At 60.7% G+C, this 25,663-nt stretch carries 22 protein-coding genes; 15 read left to right on the top strand and 7 right to left on the bottom strand.

The window, feature by feature from the left end:
* Position 1: 1 nt before the first annotated feature.
* Complete coding sequence (gene folM, locus ACKUG4_RS07985) at positions 2 to 712, bottom strand: dihydromonapterin reductase (RefSeq protein WP_064593421.1); 711 nt, start codon at positions 710 to 712, stop codon at positions 2 to 4.
* Positions 713 to 768: 56 nt separating this feature from the next.
* Positions 769 to 1,338 carry an antibiotic biosynthesis monooxygenase gene (locus tag ACKUG4_RS07980; protein ID WP_064593423.1) on the bottom strand — a complete coding sequence of 190 codons (570 nt, stop codon included), beginning with the start codon at positions 1,336 to 1,338 and terminating at the stop codon, positions 769 to 771.
* Positions 1,339 to 1,562: 224 nt separating this feature from the next.
* Here ACKUG4_RS07980 and ACKUG4_RS07975 point away from each other — a divergent pair, with 224 nt between their 5' ends.
* Positions 1,563 to 2,522: a MerR family transcriptional regulator gene (locus ACKUG4_RS07975; RefSeq protein ID WP_064593425.1), complete on the top strand. Its 960-nt coding sequence runs from the start codon at positions 1,563 to 1,565 to the stop codon at positions 2,520 to 2,522.
* A gap of 3 nt (positions 2,523 to 2,525) precedes the next feature.
* Here ACKUG4_RS07975 and ACKUG4_RS07970 read toward each other — a convergent pair whose 3' ends face one another.
* Together ACKUG4_RS07970 and ACKUG4_RS07965 are read right to left on the bottom strand one after the other, a co-directional pair.
* Complete coding sequence (locus ACKUG4_RS07970; RefSeq protein WP_039769347.1) at positions 2,526 to 3,131, bottom strand: hypothetical protein; 606 nt, start codon at positions 3,129 to 3,131, stop codon at positions 2,526 to 2,528.
* A gap of 54 nt (positions 3,132 to 3,185) precedes the next feature.
* Complete coding sequence (locus tag ACKUG4_RS07965; protein ID WP_445433775.1) at positions 3,186 to 3,662, bottom strand: PAS domain-containing protein; 477 nt, start codon at positions 3,660 to 3,662, stop codon at positions 3,186 to 3,188.
* Positions 3,663 to 3,815: 153 nt separating this feature from the next.
* Here ACKUG4_RS07965 and ACKUG4_RS07960 point away from each other — a divergent pair, with 153 nt between their 5' ends.
* Positions 3,816 to 4,271 (top strand): flavodoxin, encoded by a 456-nt coding sequence (locus ACKUG4_RS07960; protein ID WP_064593430.1) that lies wholly within the window; start codon positions 3,816 to 3,818, stop codon positions 4,269 to 4,271.
* Here ACKUG4_RS07960 and ACKUG4_RS07955 read toward each other — a convergent pair.
* Positions 4,261 to 5,148, bottom strand: a complete 888-nt coding sequence (locus ACKUG4_RS07955; protein ID WP_445433774.1) for a LysR family transcriptional regulator — start codon at positions 5,146 to 5,148, stop codon at positions 4,261 to 4,263. The genes ACKUG4_RS07960 and ACKUG4_RS07955 overlap by 11 nt on opposite strands.
* Before the next feature lie 95 nt (positions 5,149 to 5,243).
* Here ACKUG4_RS07955 and ACKUG4_RS07950 point away from each other — a divergent pair, with 95 nt between their 5' ends.
* From ACKUG4_RS07950 to ACKUG4_RS07910, 9 genes are all read left to right on the top strand, one after another.
* The gene (locus tag ACKUG4_RS07950) at positions 5,244 to 5,630 is read left to right on the top strand and encodes a CidA/LrgA family protein (protein ID WP_236195820.1); all 387 of its coding nucleotides are present in this window, start codon (positions 5,244 to 5,246) and stop codon (positions 5,628 to 5,630) included.
* Positions 5,620 to 6,306: an LrgB family protein gene (locus tag ACKUG4_RS07945; protein WP_064593437.1), complete on the top strand. Its 687-nt coding sequence runs from the start codon at positions 5,620 to 5,622 to the stop codon at positions 6,304 to 6,306. The genes ACKUG4_RS07950 and ACKUG4_RS07945 overlap by 11 nt, the downstream gene beginning before the upstream one ends.
* 132 nt (positions 6,307 to 6,438) lie before the next feature.
* Positions 6,439 to 7,221, top strand: coding sequence for a class II aldolase/adducin family protein (locus ACKUG4_RS07940; RefSeq protein WP_039769359.1), 783 nt, complete (start codon positions 6,439 to 6,441; stop codon positions 7,219 to 7,221).
* The gene (locus tag ACKUG4_RS07935; RefSeq protein WP_445433773.1) at positions 7,221 to 8,123 is read left to right on the top strand and encodes an alpha/beta fold hydrolase; all 903 of its coding nucleotides are present in this window, start codon (positions 7,221 to 7,223) and stop codon (positions 8,121 to 8,123) included. Before ACKUG4_RS07940 ends, ACKUG4_RS07935 begins: the two co-directional genes overlap by 1 nt.
* Positions 8,124 to 8,274: 151 nt before the next feature.
* On the top strand, positions 8,275 to 9,186 hold the full coding sequence (locus tag ACKUG4_RS07930; RefSeq protein ID WP_285412065.1) for an SDR family oxidoreductase: 912 nt from the start codon (positions 8,275 to 8,277) through the stop codon (positions 9,184 to 9,186).
* A gap of 558 nt (positions 9,187 to 9,744) precedes the next feature.
* Positions 9,745 to 11,538, top strand: a complete 1,794-nt coding sequence (locus ACKUG4_RS07925) for a DUF1302 domain-containing protein (protein ID WP_440817340.1) — start codon at positions 9,745 to 9,747, stop codon at positions 11,536 to 11,538.
* A 23-nt stretch (positions 11,539 to 11,561) separates the two neighbouring features.
* Positions 11,562 to 12,929, top strand: a complete 1,368-nt coding sequence (locus tag ACKUG4_RS07920) for a DUF1329 domain-containing protein (protein ID WP_445433772.1) — start codon at positions 11,562 to 11,564, stop codon at positions 12,927 to 12,929.
* 139 nt (positions 12,930 to 13,068) lie between these two features.
* Positions 13,069 to 15,615, top strand: a complete 2,547-nt coding sequence (locus ACKUG4_RS07915) for a LuxR C-terminal-related transcriptional regulator (RefSeq protein WP_445433771.1) — start codon at positions 13,069 to 13,071, stop codon at positions 15,613 to 15,615.
* Between the two features lie 160 nt (positions 15,616 to 15,775).
* On the top strand, positions 15,776 to 19,225 hold the full coding sequence (locus ACKUG4_RS07910) for a dermonecrotic toxin domain-containing protein (protein ID WP_445433770.1): 3,450 nt from the start codon (positions 15,776 to 15,778) through the stop codon (positions 19,223 to 19,225).
* A 12-nt stretch (positions 19,226 to 19,237) separates the two neighbouring features.
* On the opposite strand, the gene ACKUG4_RS07905 is transcribed toward ACKUG4_RS07910, so the two are convergent.
* Positions 19,238 to 20,020, bottom strand: a complete 783-nt coding sequence (locus ACKUG4_RS07905) for an IclR family transcriptional regulator (protein WP_085647708.1) — start codon at positions 20,018 to 20,020, stop codon at positions 19,238 to 19,240.
* A 162-nt stretch (positions 20,021 to 20,182) separates the two neighbouring features.
* Between ACKUG4_RS07905 and hmgA the strand changes: the two genes are divergently transcribed.
* The 4 genes from hmgA to ACKUG4_RS07885 all read left to right on the top strand — a co-directional run bounded on the left by hmgA (position 20,183) and on the right by ACKUG4_RS07885 (position 24,916).
* Positions 20,183 to 21,478, top strand: a complete 1,296-nt coding sequence (hmgA, locus tag ACKUG4_RS07900; RefSeq protein WP_236189788.1) for a homogentisate 1,2-dioxygenase — start codon at positions 20,183 to 20,185, stop codon at positions 21,476 to 21,478.
* Positions 21,479 to 21,481: 3 nt separating this feature from the next.
* The gene (gene fahA / locus ACKUG4_RS07895; RefSeq protein WP_445433769.1) at positions 21,482 to 22,786 is read left to right on the top strand and encodes a fumarylacetoacetase; all 1,305 of its coding nucleotides are present in this window, start codon (positions 21,482 to 21,484) and stop codon (positions 22,784 to 22,786) included.
* Between the two features lie 12 nt (positions 22,787 to 22,798).
* Entirely contained in the window at positions 22,799 to 23,437 is a 639-nt protein-coding gene (maiA, locus tag ACKUG4_RS07890) for a maleylacetoacetate isomerase (RefSeq protein WP_445433768.1), read from the top strand.
* 81 nt (positions 23,438 to 23,518) lie between these two features.
* Entirely contained in the window at positions 23,519 to 24,916 is a 1,398-nt protein-coding gene (locus tag ACKUG4_RS07885; RefSeq protein ID WP_445433767.1) for an MFS transporter, read from the top strand.
* On the opposite strand, the gene ACKUG4_RS07880 is transcribed toward ACKUG4_RS07885, so the two are convergent.
* Positions 24,840 to 25,643 carry a SirB1 family protein gene (locus tag ACKUG4_RS07880; RefSeq protein WP_064593470.1) on the bottom strand — a complete coding sequence of 268 codons (804 nt, stop codon included), beginning with the start codon at positions 25,641 to 25,643 and terminating at the stop codon, positions 24,840 to 24,842. The genes ACKUG4_RS07885 and ACKUG4_RS07880 overlap by 77 nt on opposite strands.
* Between the last annotated feature and the right edge of the window lie 20 nt (positions 25,644 to 25,663).

Genomic DNA, 25,663 nt, shown 5'->3' with positions numbered 1-25,663 from the left:
ATTACTTGACGTGCCGCCCGCCGTTGACGGTCAGGGTCGTGCCGGTGACATACGGGTTGTCGAGCAGGTAACGCAGGCTCTGATAAATCACTTCGCTGCCGGGTTCGATGCCCAGTGCGGACTTTGCCAGCGCCTTGGCGCGGTACGCCGCGTCGTCGTCGGGATTGAACAATAGCAGGGCTGGTGCGATGCCGTTGACCTTGATTGTCGGCGCGTAGCGCGCAGCGAAGGACAACGTGAGACTGTCGAGCCCGGCCTTGCTGGCGCAATAGCCGATGTGTTTGCTGCTGCCCTTGCGCGTGACGTCATCGCTGATGTGGATGATGTCGGCAGGGCTCGAACGTTGCAGCAGTTCGGCGCAATGCAGGTTGATCAGGTAGGGCGCCAGCATATGAATGTTGAACATCCGGCTGAAGGCTTCGGCTTCGCCGTCGTCGGTTTCCGCCAGCCATTCCGAGGCGTTGTGCACGATGGCGCGCAGGCTGTCGGTGCGGGACTTCAGTTCGGTGATGAACGCGAGGATCGAGGCTTCGCTGGAAAAATCCGCATGCAACCCGAGGGCGCCCAGATCCCGCAACGTCTTCACCCCCGGGCGTTCGCTGCGGTAGGTGAAGATCACCCGATGGCCATCTTCCAGCAGACGCTGCGCACAATGCAGGCCGACCCGCTGGCCGGCGCCGGTGATGAGGATGGGAGCGGTGGGAGAAGTCATGTACGGCTCGCGTCGAAGTCAGAGCAAAAACTATAACAGCGACGCGAGCGACGGCTTCAGCGATTTTGTGTGGACGGCGTGGCAGGCAATGGGCGAGCAGGCGCCGGGTTGAGCCAGCCGGCCAGCAGGCGGGTCGACAGCGGAATGAAGAAGTAGACCATCAACGGGGTCAGGCACAGCGTGCTGATGAAGACTCTCGGCAACAGGCTCATTTCAGCGAGCAGCGGGCCCAGCACGAAATTGAACAGCAGCGACACCGGGAAGAACGCCAGCCAGATCGCCACGGCCTGTTTCCAGCGCGGCGGGCGATGACCGGCAGCACCGAACCAGCCTTCGATCCCGCTGACCCGATGTTCCGTCGGGTGGGCAAACAGATCGCTGCCACGGGCCAGCCATGCGGTGCGCGAAGCCGAATGTTCCCAGGCGTGCAGGGTCTGTTCGTCGACGAAGCGGAAAATGATCTGGAATTCATCGTCGCCGGGAGGCGGGGCCAGTACGCCGGAGCCGAGGTAACCGGGGAAGTCGGTGGCCAGTTGTTCGCCTTCTCGCAACCAGGCGATCAGGTCCTGATAACGACCATTGGCGACACGACGCGCGACCATCAGCGTGACGGGGGAAGTAGACATTGTGTATCTCCGTATTGCAGGTGCGTCGCTCCGGGTAGGAGTTTCGCCTGACGCAGCGCCGGGGTAGAGGGCTGCGTTCTTTGACAAGCAAGGATTATTCCTTATTTTCGTGACGAACCCGATACTTTCGTTCCATTTGATCGCTTGAACCGTTCGGGGGCATCAGGAGTAGAATGGATCCAACTTCGCCCACAAACTCTTCCAACAAGGACGTGTCCGCACAAATGCCTGTCATTACAGACGTTCGTCCTGCTTCGCAGGCATCCGTAGCGCTGGATCGCGAGGAGCTTTTTCCTATACGTGAAGTGGCGCGCCTGACCGGCGTGAACCCGGTGACGTTGCGCGCATGGGAGCGACGATACGGATTGATCCAGCCAACGCGCACCGAGAGTGGGCATCGCCTGTATTCGATGACCGATATCGAGCGCGTTCGCAGCATCGTCGACTGGATCGATCGGGGCGTTTCGGTGAGCAAGGTCGGCAAGATCCTGGCCAAGACCGAGCCAATGAAAGTGCTGGCCCACTTCATTCCCGATGATCTGGTGCAGGCGGACTATCTCCAGTGGCAGGAACAGGTTCGGCAGGCAGTCAGTTCGTTTGACGATCAGTTGCTTGATCGGGTCTACGGTCAGATTTTCTCCACCTATGCCTTGCCTGTCGTGTTTCAAGACATTCTGATGCCGCTGTGGCTGCAAATGCTCCAGCGTCAGGATGCGTTCGGACAAACCAGCGAGTGGCTGTTCTTCGATGGTTTTTTGCGAGCGAAAGTGCTGCAGCGCATCGTCGTGCTGCGGGGCTCGCAACCGCGCAAGGTGATCGTCAGCGCGCTGGCCGGTCAGTGTCGCGAGCTTGAGTTGTTGGTGGCAGCGCTGTTTCTCAGCGGCAATGACGCGGGGGTTCGTGTGCTCACCACCGGTCAACCGTTCGATGAGCTGACGCTGGTGTGCGAGAAGATCAAGCCCGAGGCGCTGGTGCTGTTTTCCAATCACGCCCCGGCACCCGAGCTGCCGCGTCGACTGAATCGTCTGGCGCTGAGTCTTGATTGTCAGTTGATGCTGGCGGGGGATGCTGCCGATCTGGCACAGGACAGCCTGGCCGGATCATCGGTCGGCTGTCTGGGCAATGAAGGTTCGACCATGCGCCAGCGCATGAATCAGTTCCTCGCAGGGACGCTGGATACCTGAGAATCAGGTGTGCAGGGCAGGGTGGGTCAGACGATGCTGTTGCAGGATGAACTGACGCAGACGCTCGGTTTCGTCGGCATCGCTCTGGCTTAGCTCGTAAGCATAAAAGCCGCTTTCGGTTTCCCGTTCGAACGTCCCGCGCAGGGCAATCCGCTCATAGCCCGACGGGCTGAACCACAAGGCAAAGTGCTTCGGCGGCTTGGTCTTGTTGCGCACTTCCAGCAGCACGCCTTTGTGCGACACCTCGTGCACCCACAGCGTACCTGGCTGGCCCTTGGCGTTTTCCAGTGCCACCGGCTCTTCCAGGGTCAGGCGCCATGGACGCACCATCGGCCCGTCTTCATAAATGCTCGGCACCCCAAGACGCAGATGCAGGGCGTGGAATTCGTCTTCCACCAGATGCAGCGGGAAAGTCATCTGCTGATTTTCGAAGTTAGCCTGAATGGTGACTTGCTCATGGGCCGCCAGACGCGTGAGCAAATCACGGATCTGTGAACCACCATTGACCAGCAGGCTCGACGTCGCATCCCGTACATTGAGTTGCGGGTTGTGTTGCATGGTCTGGATGAAATCCAGCTCATCCTGGGTCAGGAGGGCGTCACGCTGCATGGCTAACTCGAAATGAATAATTACAAAGTCATTGGTGATTGTAGTTAATGACAATTAGTTCGTTGTTTTGTTTTCGCCGTTCGTCGCTTTCAAGGCAGCAATTTCTGCTTCCAGTGCCGCAACCTGGGCTTCCAGTTGCGCCACCCGCTGCTGCGCCTTGACCTGAACCGTAACGTCCTTTTGCACACCTACGAAGTAGGTCTGCCCGTCGTCGGCATTTTTTACCGTCGAAAGAGACAGTTCGTTCCAGAACGGCATGCCGTCCTTGCGGTAGTTGCGCAGGATTTCGCGGCAGGAACCACCGTTCTTCAGCGCCTCGCGAATCACCCCTAAACCGGCCTGGTCGCGATCCCCGGCCTGCAGAAAACGGCAGTCCTGATAGAGAATTTCTTCGCTGGTGTAGCCGGTCAGTTTTTCGAAAGCCGGATTCACGTAGATCAGGATGTTGTCCTGATCACCTTCTTTTTCTGCCACCACGATTCCATCGTTCGACGCGTTGATCACCATTTGCAGGAGACTGGCATTGATCATCTATGAAGCCTTACAAGGAGTTCGATGGCAGGCATTCTAGAAGATCGACTGGCGCTGTCTACTGGCCACCAGCCCTTATCGAGAGCCAATCGCAACAGGGCGCCGCTGGCTGTTACTATCGCCGCTCTTTTTTTCAGTTTCAGGATCAGATTGATGAAAGTCGCCATCCTCTCCGGCTCGGTGTACGGCACGGCCGAAGAAGTCGCTCGCCACGCTCAGAGCCTGTTGAACGCCGCCGGTTTTGAAACCTTCTACAACTCCCGCGCCAGCCTCGCCGATCTCCAGGCGTTTGGCCCTGAAGCCTTGCTCGGCGTGACCTCGACCACCGGCATGGGCGAGCTGCCGGACAACCTGCAACCGTTGTATTCGGCCATTCGCGATCAACTGCCGGCGGCCTGGCGTGGTTTGCCCGGCGGGGTGATCGCACTGGGTGACGCCAGCTACGGCGACACCTTCTGCGGCGGCGGCGAGCAACTGCGCGAATTGTTCGGCGAGCTGGGCGTGCGCGAAGTGCAGGACATGCTGCGCATCGACGCCAGCGAAAGCGTCACCCCGGAAACCGACGCCGAACCGTGGCTGGAACAGTTGATCGCCACGCTCAAGGGCTGATCCCGCGTTCACGCAACAGCGCCAGCCAGGCCTGCGCAGCCTTCGACAGATAGGCGCCCCGGCGCCAGATGAAAGCGATGTCCCAGCGCAAGTAGTCCGGCGCATTCAGGGTCAGGCGCACCACGCCTGGCCGCACCAGACCGCGTGCCACCACGCTGGGCAGCAGCACCACGCCTTGTCCGGCGGCGACCAGAGCCGCAAGAAAATCCGCCTGCCCACTGCGTCCGCCTTCCCTCGGGGTGAAGCCCATCTGCTGGCACGCCTGGAGCAAGCGATCGTTGAGCACGAAACTGCGCTGATACAAAAGGAACGGCGTATCGGCCAACTCCTCCAGACCGATTTCACCTTTTGCCGCCTGTGGGTGATCCACCGGTAACAGCGCATCCAGCGGTTCATCGCAGAATGGCTGAAAGTCGAATTGCGGATCCTTCGGCAGCAGACTGCCACCCAACTCCAGCTCGCCGCTGAGCACCGCCTGTTCGATATTGCGGCTGCCACCCTCAAGCAACTGCACGCTGATGTTCGGATAGCGCCGTCGGTATTCGGCAAACAGCCCGGCAAACAATGCATCGCTGCCCAGCAAGGGCAACCCGAGACGTAACTCGCCGCGTGCCAATTGGCTGAGGTCATCCAGTTCGCTGAGCAATTCATTGCGCAACCGCAGCATGCCTTCGGCCCGGTGCAGCACCACGCTGCCGGCAGCGGTCAGGCGTATCTGCGAGCCGAGTCGTTCGAGCAAAGGCGTGCCGAGGCTCTGTTCGAGCTGGGCGATCTGCTTGCTCACGGCGGACTGACTGATGTGCAGGTTTTTTGCAGCTTGAGTGAAACCGCCCTGATGCATGACTTCGACGAAACTTCTGAGTTGTTTGAATTCCATGGCCTGATTCCAGATTGGAATGGCTTTGAGTCTAACAATTCGCTTCGGAGATGGTAGCCGGGTTCGTAAGATAGCCACCTGAAAGGAGCCCATCGATGAAAGCCTCGACCCTCAAATACCTCTCTCGGCTGCTGGCCGAACTGGCCGTGCTGCTCGCTCTTTACCTGCTCGGCTGCCAGATCGCAGCGTGGCTGGCCTGGCCGATTCCCGGCGGCGTGATCGGCATGGCGCTATTGCTGCTGGGCTTTGCGTTCGGCTGGATTAAACCGGCGGCGCTGCAAATGGGCGCCGGCCTGTTGATGGCCGAGATGCTGCTGTTCTTCATTCCGGCGCTGATGAGCCTGCTGGATTACGGCACATTGCTGCGTGATGACGGCTGGCGGATCTTGTTGGTGATCGCGGCCAGTACCCTGATGGTGATGCTGGTGACCGCGTTCACCGTGGAGCTGGCCGTGCGCCTGAGGCGGTCCCATGAAGCTTGAGCTGATGCCGATGTTTTGGCTGGCGTTCACCTTGCTGGCCTATTTGTTCAGTCGCTGGCTGTATCGGCGGACCGGACGTTACGTGCTGTCGCCACTGATTCTGGTTCCCGCGTTGCTGCTCGCGCTTGCCGTGCCGTTGCACACCGCTTACGCCGAGTATTCGAGCAACACCCATTGGCTGATGCTGGTACTCGGGCCGGTCACCGTGGCGTTTGCGGTGCCGATCTGGCAACAGCGGCGATTGCTGGTGCGGCATTGGTCGGCGTTGCTGCTGGGCATGCTGGCCGGCAGTGCGGCATCGATTGCCACGTCGTTCGGCCTCGCGAAAGCGCTGGCGCTGGACAGTTCGGTGACGCTGTCGCTGGTGCCGCGCTCGATCACCACGCCGTTCGCCATGCCGCTGGCGCAGGACCTCGGTGGCGTGCCTGAGCTGACAGCGGTGTTCGTGATGTTCACCGGGGTGTTCGGCGCCATGCTCGGCGGTGTGCTGCTCAAGTGGCTGCCACTGCGCAGCCCATTGGCGCGCGGTGCATTGTTCGGCGTGGGTGCTCATGGTGCGGGCGTCAGCCGCGCCCATGAAGTGGGCGGCGAAGAGGGCTCGGTCGCGGGGCTGGTGATGGTGCTGACGGGACTGCTCAATCTGTTCGCCGCGCCTTTGTTGGCGTCGTTGCTTTGACATGGATCCAAGCAGATTGCGTCGCTGACTCGTTCAGTCATCAAGCTGGCTGCCAATGCAACTACGCGACCGTCCGGGGCTGACTAGACTGCTGACACACGCAAAAACAATAAGAACGCAGAGGTGCATACAGTGAGCGTAGCCCCCGTCCCTTCGTCCGTGAACGTCAAAGATCAGGTCAGTGCCGCGGAATGGCAGACCCGGGTCGATCTGGCCGCCTGTTATCGTCTGGTCGCGCTGCATGGCTGGGACGATCTGATCTTCACTCACATTTCCGCCAAGGTGCCCGGCACCGAAGATTTCCTGATCAACCCGTTCGGTCTGATGTTCCATGAGATCACCGCGTCCAGTCTGGTGAAGGTCGACCAGGCCGGTAACAAGCTCATGGACAGCCCCTACGAAATCAATCCCGCCGGCTACACGATTCACAGCGCCGTTCATGAAGTGCGGCACGACGTGGCCTGCGTGCTGCACACCCACACTGCCTCCGGTGTCGCGGTGTCGGCGCAGAAGCAGGGCGTGTTGCCGATCAGTCAGCAATCGCTGTTCGTGCTGTCGAGCCTGGCCTTTCACGCTTACGAAGGTGTGGCGCTCAACCATGAAGAGAAAGCGCGGTTGCAGGCGGATCTGGGCGACAACAATTTCCTGATGCTGCACAACCACGGTCTGCTGACCTGCGGCGGCACCATCGCCGACACGTTCCTGATGATGTTCACCTTCCAGCGCGCCTGCGACATCCAGGTCATGGCGCAGACTGGCGGTGCCGAACTGATCGCCATCGAACCGCAGATTCTGGCTGGCGCCAAGGCGATGATCGCCGGCGTCACCAAAAGTGCTCAAGGCATGGGTGGCGCGCTGGCCTGGCCGGCGCTGCTGCGCAAACTCGATAAACAAGACCCGGGATATAGACTCTAATGCCTCTCGCCGAGATCCCTCTGAGTGTCTGGCGCAAACGCGGCCAGACGTTTGTCTTCCGTGGTCAGCCGATCCGTTACTGGACGGCCGGGCAGGGTGATCCGCTGCTGCTGATCCATGGCTTTCCGACGGCCAGTTGGGACTGGCATTACCTGTGGCAGCCGCTGTCCCAGCGCTACCGGGTGATTGCCTGCGACATGCTCGGCTTCGGCGACTCGGCAAAGCCGCTGAATCACATTTACAGCCTGCTGGAGCAGGCCGATCTGCAACAGGCCTTGCTGGCGCATCTGTCGGTCGAACAACCGGTGCACATTCTGGCCCACGACTACGGTGACAGTGTTGCCCAGGAGTTGCTGGCCCGGCATTACGAAAACCTGATCGAAGTGGCCAGTTGCGTGTTCCTCAACGGAGGTTTGTTCCCGGAAACTCATCGACCGCTGCTGGCGCAAAAACTGCTGCTCAGCCCTCTGGGCTGGATGATCGGTCGGGCATTCACCCGCGATGCGCTGGTGAAGAGCTTCCAGCAGATTTTCGGCCCGGACACCCGGCCCAGCGAAAGCGAAATGGATGATTTCTGGAGCCTGATCGAATGCAATCGCGGGCAACGCGTCATGCACAAGCTGATTCACTACATTCCCGAGCGCCGGGTTCAGCGTGATCGCTGGGTCGCGGCGATGCAGCGCGGCGAGGTGCCGCTGCGGGTGATCGATGGCGAAGTCGATCCGATTTCCGGGGCGCACATGGTCGAGCGTTATCGCGAGCTGATCCCCGACGCCGACACCGTGCTGTTGCCAGGCATCGGCCATTACCCGCAAAGCGAAGCGCCGGTGCAGGTGCTCAAACACTACCTCGAATTTCGCGATCACTTCGTGTTGCCGCCGCGCAAGGTGGCGTGCTCCTGACTTGGTGCCCGAGGCGCCTGACGCCTCGGCACGTTTCATCATCCCCCAGCCTTATCGCGCACCATTCAGCCTCAGCCGTGTTCGTTGTGACCGCACGCTCTGTGCCTGACACTCAGGGACACTGTCCCTCAGGTCTGCTGGAGTTGCCCCGATGAATGATTCTGTGCGTTTCGAAGATAAAGTCGTGATCGTCACCGGAGCCGGTGGTGGCCTGGGACGCGCTCACGCTTTGCTGTTCGCCAAACAGGGCGCCAAAGTGCTGGTCAACGACCTCGGCGGCTCGACCCAGGGTGAAGGCGCCAACGCTTCGGCCGCTGATCGCGTGGTGGCGGAAATCCGCGAGGCCGGCGGCATCGCCGAAGCCAACCATGACTCGGTCACCGACGGCGACAAACTGGTGCAGAACGCGCTCGATGTGTTCGGCCGCGTCGATGTGGTGGTCAACAACGCCGGGATCCTGCGCGACAAGACCTTCCACAAAATGGAAGACGCCGACTGGGATCTGGTCTATCGCGTCCACGTCGAAGGCGCCTACAAGGTGACCCGCGCCGCATGGCCACACATGCGTGAGCAAAACTACGGGCGAGTGATTTTCACCGCCTCGACCTCGGGCATCTACGGCAACTTCGGCCAGTCCAACTACGGCATGGCCAAACTCGGTCTCTACGGCCTGACCCGCACCCTGGCCATCGAAGGTCGCAAGAACAACATCCTGGTCAACGCCATTGCCCCCACCGGCGGTACGCGCATGACTGAAGGCCTGATCCCGCCCCAGGTGTTCGAACAACTCAAACCGGAACTGGTCAGCCCGTTGGTGGTGTACCTGGCCAGCGAACAGTGCCAGGAAACTTCCGGCCTGTTCGAAGTCGGCGGCGGCTGGATGGGCAAGGTGCGCTGGGAGCGCAGCCTCGGTGCCGGGTTCGATCCTCGCGTCGGGTTTTCCCCGGAAGATGTCGCGGCGCACTGGCAGCAGATCTGTGATTTCGAAGGCGCGGCGCATCCGAAGGACAACATCGAAGCGCTGAAGGAAATGATGGGGAATCTGCAGAAGTATTCGCTCTGATTCTTGAGTTATTCGGCAGGACTTTCCCGGTCCTGCTTACCCCTTCGAGCGCTCGCCTCGTGAGCCTCTGCCGCTGACTTCCAGCCAAAAGCTCTGTCCATAAAAAGCTCCGCCCATAAAAAAGGCCGCTGCAAACGCAGCGGCCAAGGTAAGACGTTGGATCAAGGAGCTACAAATCAACGTCAGTGAACACCGGGGTGAGGGATCGAAAAACGCTTCGATCGATCAGAAATCATTGCCGACGACTCGGTCGCGGACTTTGTGCTTGCTGGCGGTCTGCCGTGAAAGCCCGCACAGAATAAGGGCTGGCGCTTCAGGGAAAAATAGCGATTCCGGACATGCACTGTTACGGGGCATGTAACAGTGGCGCGCACTGGCCTAGTCATTATCCGTTGTGTTGATAGTGGTTCATCCACCCTGTTCATGGCGGGCGCAAAGCCTTGTCGCAGGCGGGGATTCATCCTTTCGAGCGACAGCGCGAATACCTCCTTGGTGCGCTTATCCTCGCCGTGGCGCGGCAGTAGGGTGGGGCCTTCTGTCACTCACCGGGGAAGACGCATGACAAAAACAACAATGCGCGCCATCTTCACGCCGCAGGCGCTGGCCGCTGCGGTGGCCTTGGGTTGCTGTGCCCAGGCGCACGCGGTCGCTTTCAATATCGGGGAAATCGAAGGCACCTTCGACTCGTCGCTGTCGGTCGGGGCGAGCTGGGGCATGCGCGATGCCGACAAGTCGCTGGTCGGTACGGTCAACGGCGGCACCGGCCAGTCGTCCACCGGTGATGACGGGCGGTTGAACTTCAAGAAGGGCGAGACCTTTTCCAAGATCTTCAAAGGTATCCACGACCTCGAACTGAAATACGGCGACACCGGTGTGTTCGTGCGCGGCAAGTACTGGTACGACTTCGAACTCAAGGACGAAGACCGCGAGTTCAAACAGATCAGCGACAAGGGCCGCAAGGAGGGCGCGAAGTCTTCCGGCGCGCAGATCCTCGACGCCTTCGTCTATCACAACTATTCCATCGCCGACCTGCCGGGCACCGTGCGCGCCGGCAAACAGGTGGTGAGCTGGGGCGAAAGTACCTTCATCGGCAACTCGATCAACAGCATCAACCCGATCGACGTCTCGGCGTTCCGCCGGCCAGGTGCGGAGATCAAGGAAGGGCTGATTCCGGTGAACATGCTGTTCGCCTCTCAGGGGCTCACCGACCAACTGACGGTCGAGGGCTTCTATCAACTGGAATGGGATCAGACCGTCCTCGACAACTGCGGCACCTTCTTCGGTGTCGACGTGGCGGCGGACGGTTGCAACAACGGCTACACCGTCGGCAGCCCGGCGATCGCCCCGTTGGCACCGCTGGCGGCAGCCTTCGGCCAGCCGATTCAGGTGACCCGCGAAGGCGTGATCGTGCCCCGTGGCGGTGATCGCGATGCGCGGGATTCCGGGCAATGGGGCACGGCGTTGCGCTGGCTCGGCGATGACACCGAGTACGGCCTTTACTTCATGAACTACCACAGCCGCACGCCGACCGTCGGCACCAGTACCGCCGGTCTGTCGACCCTCGCGGCGCTGCCGGGCATGGTCGGGATCGCCAATCGGCTGGCCCCCGGCAGCGGTTCGGGACTGGCGCAAAGCGTGATGCTCGGGCGCGGCCAGTACTACCTCGAATACCCGGAAGACATTCGCCTGTACGGCGCGAGTTTCTCCACCACGTTGCCGACCGGCACCGCCTGGACCGGCGAGATCAGCTATCGGCCCAATGCGCCGGTGCAGGTCAACACCAACGACCTGACCCTGGCGCTGGTCAATCCGATTGCCGGCGGTACGGCGTCGCCGCTGGTTACCTCGCCGGGGGCCGACAACAAGGGCTACCGACGCAAGGAAGTGACGCAGATCCAGAGCACGCTGACGCACTTTTTCGATCAGGTCTGGGGCGCTGAGCGCCTGACCCTGGTGGGCGAGGCCGCCGTGGTGCGGGTCGGCGGACTGGAGTCGCGCAGCAAGCTGCGTTACGGCCGCGACTCGGTGTACGGCCAGTACGGTTTCGGCGGCGACACCGACGGTTTCGTCACCTCCACCTCCTGGGGCTATCGCGCCCGGGCGATCCTCGACTACGCCAACGTGATCGGTGGGATCAACCTCAAGCCCAACCTGTCCTGGTCCCACGACGTCGCCGGCTATGGCCCTAACGGCCTGTTCAACGAAGGCGCCAAGGCTGTCAGCGTCGGTGTCGATGCCGACTACCGCAACACCTATACCGCGAGCCTCAGTTACACCGACTTTTTCGGTGGTGACTACAACACCCTCGAAGACCGTGACTTCGTGGCCCTGAGCTTCGGTGTGAACTTCTGATCTGCCCGAGAAGGATGAATGCAATGCGCAAGATGATTCTGCAATGCGGTGTCTTGGCCCTGAGCCTGCTGGCCGCCAATGTGATCGCGGCGGTGTCGCCGGAGGAAGCCAACAAGCTCGGCACCAGCCTGACGCCGCTGGGCGCCGAGAAGGCCGGCAACGCCGACGGCTCGATTCCGGCCTGGACCGGCGGTATCCCGAAAAACGCCGGAGCAGTCGACAGCAAGGGCTTTCTGGCTGACCCGTTTGCCAGCGAAAAACCGTTGTTCACGATTACTGCCGCCAACGTCGACAAGTACAAGGACAAGCTGTCCGACGGCCAGGTGGCGATGTTCAAGCGCTACCCCGAAACCTACAGGATCCCGGTCTACCCGAGCCATCGCACCGTGGCCGCACCGCCGGAAATCTACGAGTCGGCCAAACGCAGCGCGCTCAACGTCACCAGCATCAACGACGGCAACGGCCTGGCCAATTTCACCGGTAACCGCTACTACGCGTTCCCCATTCCCAAAAATGGCGTCGAGGTGTTGTGGAACCACATCACCCGTTATCACGGCGGCAACCTGCGGCGGATCATCACGCAGGTGACGCCGCAAACCAACGGCAGCTACACGCCGATCCGCTTCGAAGAAGAGGTCGCCGTGCCGCAACTGATGAAGGATCTCGATCCGGAAAAAGCCGCCAACGTCCTGACCTTCTTCAAGCAGTCGGTGACGGCTCCGGCGCGTCTGGCCGGTAACGTGCTGCTGGTGCACGAGACTCTCGATCAGGTGAAGGAACCGCGTCTGGCGTGGATCTACAACGCCGGTCAGCGCCGGGTGCGCCGTGCGCCGCAGGTTGCCTATGACGGTCCGGGCACCGCTGCCGACGGCCTGCGCACCTCGGATAACTTCGACATGTTCTCCGGCGCGCCGGACCGCTACGACTGGAAACTGATCGGCAAGAAGGAAATGTACATTCCGTACAACAGCTACAAGCTCGACTCGCCGAGCCTCAAGTACGACGACATCGTCAAGGCCGGGCACATCAACCAGGACCTGACGCGTTATGAGCTGCATCGGGTCTGGGAAGTGGTCGGTACGGTGAAACCGAACGAGCGGCACATCTACGCCAAACGCCACATGTACATCGACGAGGACAGCTGGCAAGTGGCGCTGGCCGATCATTACGACGGTCGCGGACAGCTGTGGCGAGTGGCCGAGGGACATGCTCAGTACTACTACGATCACCAGGCCCAGGCCTACACCCTCGAAGCGCTCTACGACATCATCGCCGGCCGCTACATTGCCCTGGGGATGAAGAACGAAGAGAAGCACAGCTTCGAATTCGGCTTCGAAGCCAAGGCTGCCGACTATACCCCGTCGGCCTTGCGCGCCGAGGGCGTACGGTAAGGGTTTCGATACATTGGCAAGGCAAAAGGCGACCGCACGGTCGCCTTTTTTATGGGCGCCAATCAGCGTACTGAATACTCGTCAACAAGCAGCAGGGAGAGGGCTAGGGTGAGCGCACAACGATAAAAAGGCGTACCCGATGACCGCCATGACCCACGCTCCGGATCGAGCGGATTTTCTCCCGAGACTGTCTTCCCATCACCTTGCGCGGCCTCGCCTTTGCGCGGCTCTGCTTGAGTCAGCGGCGCGGGTCAAACTGATCTGTGCGCCAGCCGGCAGCGGCAAGACCGCGCTGCTCACCGAATGCCTGCTACAGGCGCCGGTCAATTGCACCGTGTGCTGGTTGCCGCTGGCAGGTGCGTCCCTTGGCACTGGCGAGTTTTGCGAGCGGCTTGCACACGCTATGGGGCTGGCCGCATCGGACGAATCGTCACTGCTGCATGAACTGTCGCGACGGACTTCGTCGACCTGGGTGTTGCTCGACGATTACTGCCGATACCCGGAGCCTGCGCTGGACGCATTTCTCGACCGAATGCTGGCGGTCAGCAGCCCGGCCCTGACGTGGTGGATCGGTACTCGGAGGCGTCCGCCCTGCAACTGGCCGCGCCTGTTGCTCGATGATGCGTTGTACGAATGTGAAGCCGCGGCGTTGGCGCTGACCCGTGACGAGATCGCACAGGTGTTGCGCCACTTGTCCCCGGCCCAGGCCGATAGCGTGGCCGGACGCATCTTTCGGCGCAGCGGCGGTTGGTGCGCCGGGGTGCGGATGTTGTTGATGCAAAAATGCGACTGGTCGCAAAAGACTTTGCCGCAGCAACGCATGGACACCTTGCTGGACTACCTGCAACACGAACTGTTCAGCGGTCTGAGTCCGGAACTGGCCGAGGCCTGGAGAGTGCTGGCGCATTTGCCGCGGTTCAATGCCAGCCTGTGCGACCACTTGTTCGGCGCCGGCGAAGGGGCGCAATGGATGCGCGATCTGCAAACGCTGGGATGCTTTATCGAACCCTGGCGGGCCTCGTCTGAATGGTTGCAAGTCTGTTCCCCGCTGTCGCGCCTGATGCGCAGCGAGCCGTGGCCTGCCGGGCGTTCCTGGCATCGCCGGGCCTGTCAGTGGTTCACCGCCGGACGCCATTGGAAATGCGCCTTTGAACAGGCGCTGCTGGCTGAAGAGTACGAAGTCGCGGTGAGCCTGTTGCAGCACTTCAGTTTCGAGCAACTGTTCGAGGAGCAGACGGTCGTGCTGTTGTTGCGTCTTTACGAGCAACGCGGCGAGGAACTGTTAGTGGGGTCTGCGCAACTGGTCGGGTTGATCACGGCGGCGCTGCTGTTCGCCGGGCGTTTCGAACAGGCCGGTGAGTGCATCGCGCAACTGTCCCGCTTCCTGCCGCCACGGTCGGCGGATGAGCAGCGCCAGTTGATCGCCCGATGGCAGGCCCAGCAAGGGTGGTTGTTGCACTTGCAAGGGCGCATGGACGAGGCGCGCGAACATTTCGAGCAAGCCTTGAACGACTTGTCACCGCAGGCCTGGACGGCGCGTCTGTTATGCCTGTCGGGCCGCACTCAGCAAGCGTTGCTGTGTGGTGAGCTGGAACTGGCTCATTCGATAAATCGTGAAGCGCTGTGCCTGGCCCGGGCGGAAGGCTCATTGCTGTTCGAAGCGTTGCTGGAACTCGATCACGCCCAACTGCTGGAGCAACGGGGCGCGTTGGCTCGCGCCGAAGAGTTGCTGGCCAATCTTTGCGCAATGCTCGCGTCCTCCGTCGAGCGACCGACGCCGCTGTTGGGCCGTATCGCCTTGCGTCGGGGGCGACTGGCGCTGAGCATGGGTCAATCAATGCGGGCTGCCGAACTCTTTCAGCAGGGGCTCGACGACTGCCTGCGCAGCTTTGACAAGCGCGTGCTGTACGGCTTTCTCGGTCAGGCGCAGCTGGCCGCTGATCAGAGTGATTATTCGCAAGCATTCATGCACCTGCGCGATGCCGAACGGTTGATGCAGCAGCGGCAAATTCCAGAAACGGTTTATCGCGGTGTTCTGTTGCAGGTCAGCAGTGAGTTCTGGTTGCAACAGGGACGACCCGAACTGGCTCGTGAAGCGTTGAGTCGAGTGCTCAGGCACTATCGTGGCCCGCGTGGACGGCAGGCGCCGCCGGCGACGCTGGAGCTGATCCCGCGTATCGAGTATTTGCTGATTCTGGCCGAGACCCGCTTGAAGCAGGCGCACCAGCCGGTGGCGCGGCTGCAGTCCCTGCTCGAGCAGGCTCAGTCTTGCCGGATGATCGTTCTGGAAGCCGAGCAGTGGCTGGCAATGAGCGAGGTGGCATCGATCCTCAATGATCGGGATTCTGCCCGACAGTATTTCGACAGGGGGCGCAAGTTGGCCTGCCAGTTCAACTTGCAGCGTCTGGTCATGAAATTTGACGAAGCCGCTTCGGATATTCGCCCCGAGTCATCACCCGAACATCCGTTTCTTGATGGCGGTGACAATGAAAGTTCATTGAGCCTGAGAGAATCGCAAGTGTTGGGGTTGATTGCGGCGGGAAGTTCCAATCAACAAATAGCGGACAAGTTGTTCATCTCATTGCATACCGTTAAAACTCATGTCCGGCGAATTCATGCAAAGTTGGGCGTTGAACGCCGGACGCATGCCGTGGCGCGCGCGAGAGTTCTCGGTTTGTGTTGTTAATTGTCAGTTAATAAGTATGTTGTTTTTTTTAAGTCTGGTCCTTTTAAATGTCTTGCAATGGACAGTGGGTTTTTTATTGGTTTTGCTCCGGTTAAGTTGTTTGCACTGCTTGGACGATGTTTTGTCGTCTGGTTATCCTGTGTAATAACGGAGTTTTATCATGAATACAGTTGAAAGGTTTTCGGCAGAAAACCATCTGAGTGAAATCAATAAACTCAGGTACGGCCTGGAAGGTTTGCTGGGTGCACTACCGTCGTTCAAATCGCTTTTGCAGGATCTGGTGTTAAAAGAACTTCAACAGTTATCACCGAATATTTATATCAGCAAAACGTACATTACCGCCCAGCGTCCAGAGATTGCGAATCCACAACCGACCGGGTTGTTGATGGACGTGTTCATGCAGTGCCTGGTGTCCGGCAATGCGCCCGTCTATGACGCCAGTCTGTACGGCGTCTACGATTGGCCTGACTCCACGGATGAAGAAGACCGGATTCACGGGCTGGATGTAGTAGCCGTCGGTTCGTTGATCGGTAATGTGCTGGGATCGCTGGCGCAGAAGTACACGCCTTTGCTGGCGCAATACTGGGCTGCTTCTTCGGGGAAGGACGGCTTGGGGCGTGATCTGGCTTCGCGCAGTCTTCAGCTGCAGGATGTCTATGCAGCGCTGTTCTGGCAGGAATTTGGCGCAACGGTGCAGATGCAAGGCGTCAGGCCGGAGGTAGAGGAAAGCTATGCAATTTACATCAGGGGCACGTCCCTGACTCCGGCCTACAGTATTTCACTGCAACTGGAAAACGGTCGATTCGCAACGCTGGCCGGCTGCTTTGTCACGTACCTCACGGGGCGCTCTATCCCCGAACTGGTTCTGGACGATGACGAATGGGTTGTCCTCTACACTTGCGTGAACGGCCTGGAAACATTCCGCACACCCGCCTTGATGCATCAAACGTTGCAGCAACGCCTGGGCAATGCAGAAACCCGGGCACAACTGCTCAGGAGCGTTTCACAGGAAGATGCCGAGCAGGTCGGCAGCGTTCCGGATATCCGTTACCTGAACATTCAAGGCGAAATCTTCCAGACCCTCACCGCCCAGCTTCTTGATAAACAAATGCGTGACGTTGCTTACTTTCTTCGCCGGTTACAGGTGCCGGGCGGGGATCGGCCTGCTCTCGTGCGTTCGGTCGAGAGCGCCCTTCAGCAGCAGGCGGTCATCGACGCTGCCAGAGGACGGGTCGCCAGACTACTGGCCCTGATGAAACGAAACGCCCGACCGCAATGGTTGAAGGATGCCACTGCCAACCATCAGGAAGTATTCGCTTCTCTGGAAAAGGAACTGCTCAGAGGGCAGGTGAACCTGCATGAGGCCTTGGGAGGGGTATCTTCTTTTCAGGACTACGTGCGCGGAGTCGTCGAAACCCACATCAGCGCGGGCGATACCCGGCGAGTGGACCCTGATACTGTCTGGGTAAAAGTGGAATATTCTTTGCGCATTGGCACGCGGCGTATTGAACATGTCGAGCGTAAAACCCTGACTCAGTTGTTCATGTACGGCGTGCATGACACGGCGGCTCCCTACACGATCAAGCTCGAAGCCTTTCACAACAATCCTCGACTGACAGCTTCGAATATCGAACTCGCCATCCGCCAGTTTGATCTGCGTGTGCAATATGCCAATCAGCGCAATCAGCGTTTCGCACAGGCGCGGATTCGCGAAGCCATGCGCGAAGTCCTGGGGCAGGAAATTGCGCTCAGCCACTTCGCCGCCGTCCTGCAAAAACACATCGGCCCGCAAGGGCAGAATTTGGTGCAGCGGTATCTGCATGGCGATTCGGGAGTCGAAGCGTTTGGCGTTGCGTTTCGTCAAGACTACAAGCCGTTCAAGGACATGATTGCGTTTCGTGCAAGGGGTGCTGCGCCAGACCTCCAGTTACATGTGCTGTATGCGCCGGGTGCCCCGACCGGGCAGCAATGGTACGAATTCTCCGATCTGACCGGATTGAAACGACAGTTCATCTCCTGGGGTTTCGAGCCACGTGATCGTGAGTTCCTGACCGCTCAGGCTTTCAGCAAGGATCGCGCTGCCTTCGTGAAAGACGAGCTCTCTTATGTCGAGCCACGCCCTGTGTTTCATCCGGGGTGGTGGGGGCGCGTCACCTTGGTCGAGTGGACTCGGGGGCGCGGTGAAGGGCCACTGATGGGGGCCATCCATGAAATCATCGATTGGGAAATCGCTGAGGAACAGGTGGCCACGCCCGTTTGGTACAGGAATGCGGCGTCGGGGGATCGCGAGATGCTTACCCGAGTGAACACGGATTTCAAGGCGCTCTACGAACTGTCGAAAGACGAGCTGAATATCCCCACGCTGGTTTCTTATTCGCGAGACCAGGTGATGGAACGGTTAAACAGTCACCTGCGTCGTTCTGACCCGAACCACCCCTTGATCGATCCTGATCGCGTTAATGTCAAGGTGAAAGGGCAGGACTGGATGACGCTTACCCAGCTCTTCATTCAATGGCAGCTTTGGCCTGGTGATGATCAGGTGGCATTCGTCTCCAGGGATGGTTCTTCACTGGGAAATCTGAATGCGACGGTCGTCAAATCGTTGATCGGTTTGCGGCCGGGCATGATGTATGAGTGGCATCTGGTCGACCGTTTCGCCAACGGTCCGTCGCTGGATCTCAAGGCGAAGCTGTTCTGCAAGCTCAAGCAGAACGAAATGCTCAGGGCCGCATTGACCCAGAAGATGCAGGGCTCTCTGTCCTCCGAGCAGTTCAACTGGCTGACGGGACTGGTCGATGGGCTCGATCATGACCGTCCTCATCAACTGGAACCGTTCAAGTCGGGCACTACCCCGCAGGAGGGTATCTACGAGCTGAATCTTGAAGGGCGCCGCATCGAGGGCGCTTATACGTTTGGACGGCGGGTGGCAGGGAGGCTGCAGCTGCTGGTCTATATTCCGAAGGCTCCGGACGGGCTGAGTTTCCGCCCGCTCGAATCCTTGACACTGGGGCTCAAGGACGCCGGCCTGGGAAATCACGTCATTGCACTGACCAGGCTCGAACACAGGGGTGTCGTACAGAACTTTGTCATTCGCTGCCAAAACGCTTCAGGCGCTCTCCCGGTCCCTGCGTTGAACAACAGTTATGCCGTGACTCATTTCAAGTTCGAATTCGACAGCATGATTTCCCGTGTGCTCAGCGACGTTGACTATCAAACCACCACACCTGCCGAGCGATTCTGGAACACGGTCATGGTGATCACCGAGCTTGCGGTGGATATCGTCTCGCTGTTTGTCCCGCCGGTGGGATTGGTGAGCAGCATCGTGCGCATCACACGTTCGATCGTCCAGGGCATCGTTGCCTACAGTCTGGGAGATGAGAAAGCCGGCAAGAACCATCTCGCCTCGGCGTGGAGAAGCTCCATTCTCTTGTATGTGGGAATTGTGGCAGGCGTTGGCGGATCTGTTTCGGCGGTGGGGCTGCTGTCGCGAGTCAAGGATATTTCCGAGATCGTGTCGACCGTGACCGGGGTGCCGGTGGGGATTGGTTATGTCACCGCCGTGGCTTCTCCCTACGTGATCGCGGACAGTAAAACCCGAATCATCGGCTGACCCCTTGCCTCGTCAATCTGGCTGATAACCCATCCGCCAACTCACGGCCCGCGTCGCAGCCAATAACCGCTGCGCCGCCGGGCCGTTTTCGTCGGCGTGGAACAACGATGTCGGGCCGACGATGGTCAATACCGCCGCGACCTGCCCGAGGGCGTTGAACACCGGTGCCGACAGGGCATCGACGCCGGGCATCAGCAAGCCGTGGACATGATGCAGACCGCGTTCGCGGATCTGTTCGCACAATGCCTCATAAGCTTTTTCGTCCGCCAGCGGATGGCCGCCGACGGCGATTTCCTGTTCGCGCAATTCATCGGTTTCCCGATGCGGCAGGTAGGCGCCGAACACCAGACCGGTGGAGGAACTGAGCAACGGCAATACCGAGCCCAGTTGCGTCACCACCGTCACTGCGCGCACCGCCGGTTCGATGTGCACCACGGTTGCGCCCTGATTACCCCACACCGCCAGGAAACAGGTTTCGTTGAGTTCGTCGCGCAGCTCGGCCAGCGGCAGGGCGGCGACTTTCAGCACGTCCATACTGTTGAGTGCGGCCAGGCCCACGCGCAGCGCTTCGCGGCCGAGGCCGTAGTGGTTGGTGGCGGTGTTCTGTTCGGCAAAGCCCGAGGCAATCAAGGCCTGGAGATAGCGATGCACCTTGCTCGCCGGCATCTGCACATGTTCGGCCAGACGCGACAGCGAAGTGGACGGCGACAACTCGGCCAGGGCCTTGAGGATGTCGGTGCCGACTTCGGCGGAGCGGACTTTCTGTTTGCCGTTGCTGTCGCTGGTTTTTTCCATGGTGCTGCGTGTCCCGGAACGAATGGGCGTCTTTATAGCTTGACGCTCGATAGCGAGCAAATTACGTTATGCGTAATTGAATTACGATAAAAATAACCCCGGCGTGCCAAGACCTCCGATCCAGAGCGTCCGGCCATGCCGACTCCCTGTTCAGGAGGCTCCATGAACCTCGATTCAGCCCTGGCTTACCAGTCCGGTTTCGGCAATGAATTCAGCTCCGAAGCGTTGCCCGGCGCGCTGCCCGTCGGCCAGAACTCCCCGCAGAAAGCCCCGTACGGTCTGTACACCGAACTGTTCTCCGGCACCGCATTCACCATGACCCGCAGCGAAGCGCGGCGCACCTGGATGTACCGGATCCAGCCGTCGGCCAATCACCCGGCATTCGTTAAACTGGAGCGGCAATTGGCGGGCGGCCCGTTGGGTGAAGTCACCCCCAATCGCCTGCGCTGGAACCCACTGGACATCCCGACCGAGCCGACCGATTTCATCGACGGTCTGGTGAGCATGGCAGCCAACTCCGCTGCCGAAAAACCGGCCGGCATCAGCATCTATCACTATTGCGCCAACCGTTCGATGGAGCGCGTTTTTTTTAATGCCGATGGCGAGCTGCTGCTGGTGCCGCAACTGGGTCGCCTGCGCATCGCCACCGAACTGGGTGTGCTGGAAGTGGCGCCGCTAGAAATCGCCGTGCTGCCACGGGGCCTGAAATTCCGTGTCGAACTGCTCGATCCGCAAGCGCGCGGTTATGTCGCCGAGAACCACGGTGCGCCGCTGCGCCTGCCGGATCTGGGACCGATCGGCAGCAACGGTCTGGCCAATCCGCGGGACTTCCTGACCCCGGTCGCCGCCTACGAAAACCTGCAACAACCGACCACCCTGGTGCAGAAATTCCTCGGCCAGTTGTGGGGCACCGAACTCAATCACTCGCCGCTGAACGTGGTCGCCTGGCACGGCAACAACGTGCCGTACAAATATGATTTGCGCCGCTTCAACACCATCGGCACCGTCAGTTTCGATCACCCGGACCCGTCGATCTTCACCGTGCTGACCTCGCCGACCAGCGTCCACGGTCTGGCCAACCTCGACTTCGTGATCTTCCCGCCGCGCTGGATGGTGGCCGAGAACACCTTCCGTCCGCCGTGGTTCCACCGCAACCTGATGAACGAGTTCATGGGCCTGATCCAGGGCGAGTACGACGCCAAGGCTGAGGGCTTCCTGCCCGGCGGCGCGTCCCTGCACAGCTGCATGAGCGCCCACGGCCCGGACGGCGAGACCTGCACCAAAGCCATCAACGCGGACCTCAAACCGGCGAAGATCGACAACACCATGGCCTTCATGTTCGAGACCAGCCAGGTACTGCGCCCAAGCCGCTTCGCCCTCGACTGCCCGCAACTGCAATCCACTTACGACGCCTGTTGGGCCACGCTGCCCGCCACGTTCGACCCGACCCGGAGATAACCCATGACTCAGAATTCCATCACCCGCAGCTGGGTCGCCTCGGCCAACGGTCACGCGGATTTCCCGTTGCAGAACCTGCCGCTGGGCGTGTTCAGCAACGACGGTTCGGCACCGCGCGCCGGCGTGGCGCTTGGCGAACACATCTTCGATCTGCAAGTGGCGTTGGAGGCCGGGCTGTTCGACGGCGTCGCGCGCAATGCCGTAGAAGCCATGCGCGGCGGTCAGTTGAACGCGTTCTTCGAACTCGGCCGCGACGCCCGCGTTGCCTTGCGCGAACGTCTGCTGGAACTGTTCAGCGAGGGCAGCACTCATCGCGGCAACATTGAAGCCCAGGGCGTGAAACTGCTGCCACTGGCCGCCGATTGCCAGCTGCACCTGCCGGCGCGCATCAGCGACTACACCGACTTCTACGTCGGCATCGAACACGCGCAGAACGTCGGCAAACTGTTCCGTCCGGACAACCCGTTGCTGCCGAACTACAAACACGTGCCGATCGGCTACCACGGTCGTGCCTCCACCGTGCGCGCCTCCGGTGCCGACGTGCGTCGTCCGAAAGGCCAGACCCTGCCGGCCGGCGCGACCGAGCCGACCTTCGGCCCGTGCGCACGGCTGGACTATGAGCTGGAACTGGGGATCTGGATCGGTCAGGGCAACGAGATGGGCGAGCCGATCGCCATCGGTGACGCCGCTGAACACATCGCCGGTTTCTGCCTGCTCAACGACTGGTCGGCCCGTGACATCCAGGCCTGGGAATACCAGCCGCTCGGTCCGTTTCTGTCCAAGAGCTTCATCACCAGTGTTTCGCCATGGGTGGTGACTGCCGAAGCGCTGGCGCCATTCCGTACCGCGCAACCGGCGCGTCCGCAAGGCGACCCGCAGCCGCTGCCATACCTGCTCGACAAGCGCGATCAGGATGGCGGTGGTTTCGACATCGAGCTGGAAGTGCTGCTGCTCACCGAAAAAATGCGCGAGCAGAATCTGCCGGCCCATCGCCTGACCCTGAGCAACACCCGCTACATGTACTGGACCGTCGCGCAAATGGTTGCACACCACAGCGTCAACGGTTGCCAGTTGCAGGCCGGTGACCTGTTCGGTTCGGGCACCTTGTCCGGCCCTGAAAACGGTCAGTTCGGCAGCCTGCTGGAAATCACCGAGGGCGGTAAAAAGCCGATCGAGCTGGCGTCCGGTGAAGTGCGCAAGTTCCTTGAAGACGGCGACGAAATCATCCTGCGCGCCCGCTGCGCCCGCGAAGGTTTTGCTTCGATCGGCTTCGGCGAATGCCGTGGCACCGTGCTGGCGGCACGCTGACAGGAGCGGCTCATGGATCTCTATACCTATTACCGTTCCACCTCGTCGTACCGGGTGCGGATCGCGCTGGCACTCAAGGGCCTCGACTATCAGGCGTTGCCGGTCAACCTGATCGCACCGCCCGGTGGCGAGCATCGGCAACCCGTGTACCTGGCGATCAATCCCCAGGGCCGGGTGCCGGCGCTGCGTACTGACGAAGGCAAGTTGCTGATTCAGTCACCGGCGATCATCGAGTATCTGGAAGAACGTTATCCACAGGTGCCGCTGCTGCCCGAAGACTTCGTTGCCCGTGCCCAGGTGCGCGGCGTAGCGGCGGTGATCGGCTGCGATGTGCATCCGTTGCACAACGTCAGCGTGCTCAATCGCCTGCGCGGTCTGGGGCATGACGAGCCGCAGGTCAACGAGTGGATCGGCCACTGGATCAGTCAGGGGCTGGCGACGGTGGAGCAGTTGATCGGCGACAGCGGCTTCTGTTTCGGCGAGTGGCCGTGCGTGGCGGACGTTTACCTGATTCCGCAGTTGTACGCGGCCGAGCGGTTCAACGTATCGCTGGAGGCGTATCCACGGATTCGTCGGGTGGCCGCATTGGCCGCTGAGCATCCGGCGTTCATTGCAGCGCATCCGGCGAATCAGCCGGACACGCCGAAGTAGCATTTGATGGCTCCCGTGCAGCGCACGGGAGCCATTCCGGTTACCCGCAAAAAATCATAAAAACAAAACAGGTACCTTGCGATGCACAACCAGATTGCCAGCTTCCGGGCGGCACTCGACGCCCGTCCTGTGTCCCGCTTTCAGTGGTTGCTCCTGATGCTTCTCGCCTTGCTGCTGGTTACCGACGGCTATGACGCCCAGGTGCTCGGTTACGTGGTGCCGGCGCTGGCGCAGGACTGGGGCCTGGAAAAGTCCGCATTCGGCCCGGTGTTCAGCGCCAACCTGCTGGGGCTGACCCTCGGCTCCCTTGCTGTGACGCCGCTGGCCGACCGCTTCGGCGTTCGACGGATTTTGCTCGCCTGTGTGCTGATCTATGCCAGTCTCACCGTGCTGATGGTGTTCGCCGATTCCCTGAATACCCTGATGATTGCGCGCTTCATCTGCGGCATCGGCATGGGCGGTGCGATGCCCAGCGCCATGGCGTTGATGTCGGAATATTCGCCGCCACGCCTGCGCACGCTGATGGTGACGCTGGCGGCCTGCGGTTTTTCCTTCGGCGGGGCGGCGGGTGGTTTTGTCGCGGCGGGTTTTATCGACCGTTTCGGCTGGCAAGCGGTGTTCCTTGCCGGTGGTGTCACGCCGCTGCTGTTGTTTCCGTTTCTCTGGTGGATGCTGCCGGAATCCCTGCCACGGCTGCTGCGTGACCCTCCACCGTATGCGCGCCTGCGCAAGGTCACCGCGCGGATGCTGCTGGACTGGCAACCGCCCGCCGCATCGGTCGAGCAGAACGAGCGCGAGCAGGGCAGCAAACTGACCGTGGTGGAGTTGTTCCGCAACGGTTACGCCCGCCCGACCTTGCTGATCTGGGCCACGTTTTTCGTCAGCCTGATCCTGCTGTATTTCATGATCAGCTGGCTGCCGTCGCTGCTGCTGGAAAGTGGCCTGAAGCTCAACGAAGCGAACCTGGTGACGTCGATGTTCCTGTTCGCCGGCACACTCGGCGCAATCTGCATGGCGTGGTTCGCCGACCGGTTGAAAAGCAAGGTGAGGCTGCTGTCCGGTGTGCTGGCTGGCGCGGCGCTGTGCACGATCCTGCTGGGCCTGAATCACGACAACCCGCGCTATCTGGTGGCCTGTGTGTTCGCGGCAGGGTTCTGCATCATCGGCGGGCAACTGACGCTCAATGCGTTCGCCAGCAATTTCTATCCGGCCCACGTGCGCGCCACCGGCACCGGTTGGGCGCTGGGGGTAGGGCGCTTCGGCTCGATTCTCGGGCCGCTGTTCGGCAGCCTGTTGCTGGCAATGCACATTCCGGTGGAGCAGATTTTCTTCTTCTGCGCGATTCCGGCAGTGATTGCGGCGTTGCTGATCATTCAGGTGCGTTCGCCAGCCACTGCCCTGCTCAGTGGACGACTGAGTTCGGCGGCAGATGCCCCAGCCGTTCCGTCAGGCGAAGTCGCTGAATCGGGTCGTCACTGAGCAATAGCGCGTGCTCCAGATCGAAACGCTCGGCGTTCGGGCAATCGAGGCGCTGGTACAGACTGGCCCGGGCCAGATAGTCGGCGGCGCTGGCGTTACCCAGTTCGAGCACGCGCTCGGCATCGATCAACGCGGCGATGAAGTCGTCGTGGGTCAGGTGCAACTGGCGCAGGTTGCGTGACAGGCGCTGAAGCATCTGCACCGGTTCGGCAGTCAGCAGATGGTCAGCGCTGAGTTTCATCTGGTGGCCGTACTGGCGGTGCAGCAGTTCGCGGCAGTCGTTTGGATACAGACGTCGTCCGCCGCACGGATCGAGCAGGTGATCGGCCCCGGGCACCTTGAGCAGGAAATGCCCGGGGAAGTTCACCCCGACCAGCGGAATCTCCAGGCCACGGGCCAGTTCCAGAGCGATCAGTGCCAGCGCCAGCGGCTGGCCGCGTCGGGTCTGCATGACTTTGTGCACCATTGCGGCCTGTGGGCGCAGCGGTATGAAATCATCTTGCGCGAAGCCCAGATCGGTCATCCGCCGCAACAACGGTTGCGCCAGCTCGCTGACCGGCAGCAACGGCAATCCATAGCTGACCCGCTGTTGCAGCTCCTTGAAGTCCTGCAGCAGTGCTTCGGGATCGACTTGTTTGTCGTGTTCGGCGGCCATCCACAACGCGGCTTCGAACAGCGCGGGCGGTGAACGGTGCAGACATTCGAAAAAACGTTGGCGCGGACTCATCTCAATCTCCGGGGCATGCC

It is taken from the genome of Candidatus Pseudomonas auctus, assembly GCF_048654275.1.
Classification (GTDB): domain Bacteria; phylum Pseudomonadota; class Gammaproteobacteria; order Pseudomonadales; family Pseudomonadaceae; genus Aquipseudomonas; species Aquipseudomonas pharyngis.
The sequence above is the reverse complement of the archived record's forward strand: the minus strand, read 5'-3'. Positions and strand labels throughout refer to the sequence as shown.

What these genes read in the sequence shown, in the direction of transcription:
- folM (WP_064593421.1), bottom strand. Translation starts at nt 712, where the DNA reads ATGACTTCTCCCACCGCTCCCATCCTCATCACCGGCGCCGGCCAGCGG.
- ACKUG4_RS07980 (WP_064593423.1), bottom strand. Translation starts at nt 1,338, where the DNA reads ATGTCTACTTCCCCCGTCACGCTGATGGTCGCGCGTCGTGTCGCCAAT.
- ACKUG4_RS07975 (WP_064593425.1), top strand. Translation starts at nt 1,563, where the DNA reads ATGCCTGTCATTACAGACGTTCGTCCTGCTTCGCAGGCATCCGTAGCG.
- ACKUG4_RS07970 (WP_039769347.1), bottom strand. Translation starts at nt 3,131, where the DNA reads ATGCAGCGTGACGCCCTCCTGACCCAGGATGAGCTGGATTTCATCCAG.
- ACKUG4_RS07965 (WP_445433775.1), bottom strand. Translation starts at nt 3,662, where the DNA reads ATGATCAATGCCAGTCTCCTGCAAATGGTGATCAACGCGTCGAACGAT.
- ACKUG4_RS07960 (WP_064593430.1), top strand. Translation starts at nt 3,816, where the DNA reads ATGAAAGTCGCCATCCTCTCCGGCTCGGTGTACGGCACGGCCGAAGAA.
- ACKUG4_RS07955 (WP_445433774.1), bottom strand. Translation starts at nt 5,148, where the DNA reads ATGGAATTCAAACAACTCAGAAGTTTCGTCGAAGTCATGCATCAGGGC.
- ACKUG4_RS07950 (WP_236195820.1), top strand. Translation starts at nt 5,244, where the DNA reads ATGAAAGCCTCGACCCTCAAATACCTCTCTCGGCTGCTGGCCGAACTG.
- ACKUG4_RS07945 (WP_064593437.1), top strand. Translation starts at nt 5,620, where the DNA reads ATGAAGCTTGAGCTGATGCCGATGTTTTGGCTGGCGTTCACCTTGCTG.
- ACKUG4_RS07935 (WP_445433773.1), top strand. Translation starts at nt 7,221, where the DNA reads ATGCCTCTCGCCGAGATCCCTCTGAGTGTCTGGCGCAAACGCGGCCAG.
- ACKUG4_RS07930 (WP_285412065.1), top strand. Translation starts at nt 8,275, where the DNA reads ATGAATGATTCTGTGCGTTTCGAAGATAAAGTCGTGATCGTCACCGGA.
- ACKUG4_RS07925 (WP_440817340.1), top strand. Translation starts at nt 9,745, where the DNA reads ATGACAAAAACAACAATGCGCGCCATCTTCACGCCGCAGGCGCTGGCC.
- ACKUG4_RS07920 (WP_445433772.1), top strand. Translation starts at nt 11,562, where the DNA reads ATGCGCAAGATGATTCTGCAATGCGGTGTCTTGGCCCTGAGCCTGCTG.
- ACKUG4_RS07915 (WP_445433771.1), top strand. Translation starts at nt 13,069, where the DNA reads ATGACCGCCATGACCCACGCTCCGGATCGAGCGGATTTTCTCCCGAGA.
- ACKUG4_RS07910 (WP_445433770.1), top strand. Translation starts at nt 15,776, where the DNA reads ATGAATACAGTTGAAAGGTTTTCGGCAGAAAACCATCTGAGTGAAATC.
- ACKUG4_RS07905 (WP_085647708.1), bottom strand. Translation starts at nt 20,020, where the DNA reads ATGGAAAAAACCAGCGACAGCAACGGCAAACAGAAAGTCCGCTCCGCC.
- hmgA (WP_236189788.1), top strand. Translation starts at nt 20,183, where the DNA reads ATGAACCTCGATTCAGCCCTGGCTTACCAGTCCGGTTTCGGCAATGAA.
- fahA (WP_445433769.1), top strand. Translation starts at nt 21,482, where the DNA reads ATGACTCAGAATTCCATCACCCGCAGCTGGGTCGCCTCGGCCAACGGT.
- maiA (WP_445433768.1), top strand. Translation starts at nt 22,799, where the DNA reads ATGGATCTCTATACCTATTACCGTTCCACCTCGTCGTACCGGGTGCGG.
- ACKUG4_RS07885 (WP_445433767.1), top strand. Translation starts at nt 23,519, where the DNA reads ATGCACAACCAGATTGCCAGCTTCCGGGCGGCACTCGACGCCCGTCCT.
- ACKUG4_RS07880 (WP_064593470.1), bottom strand. Translation starts at nt 25,643, where the DNA reads ATGAGTCCGCGCCAACGTTTTTTCGAATGTCTGCACCGTTCACCGCCC.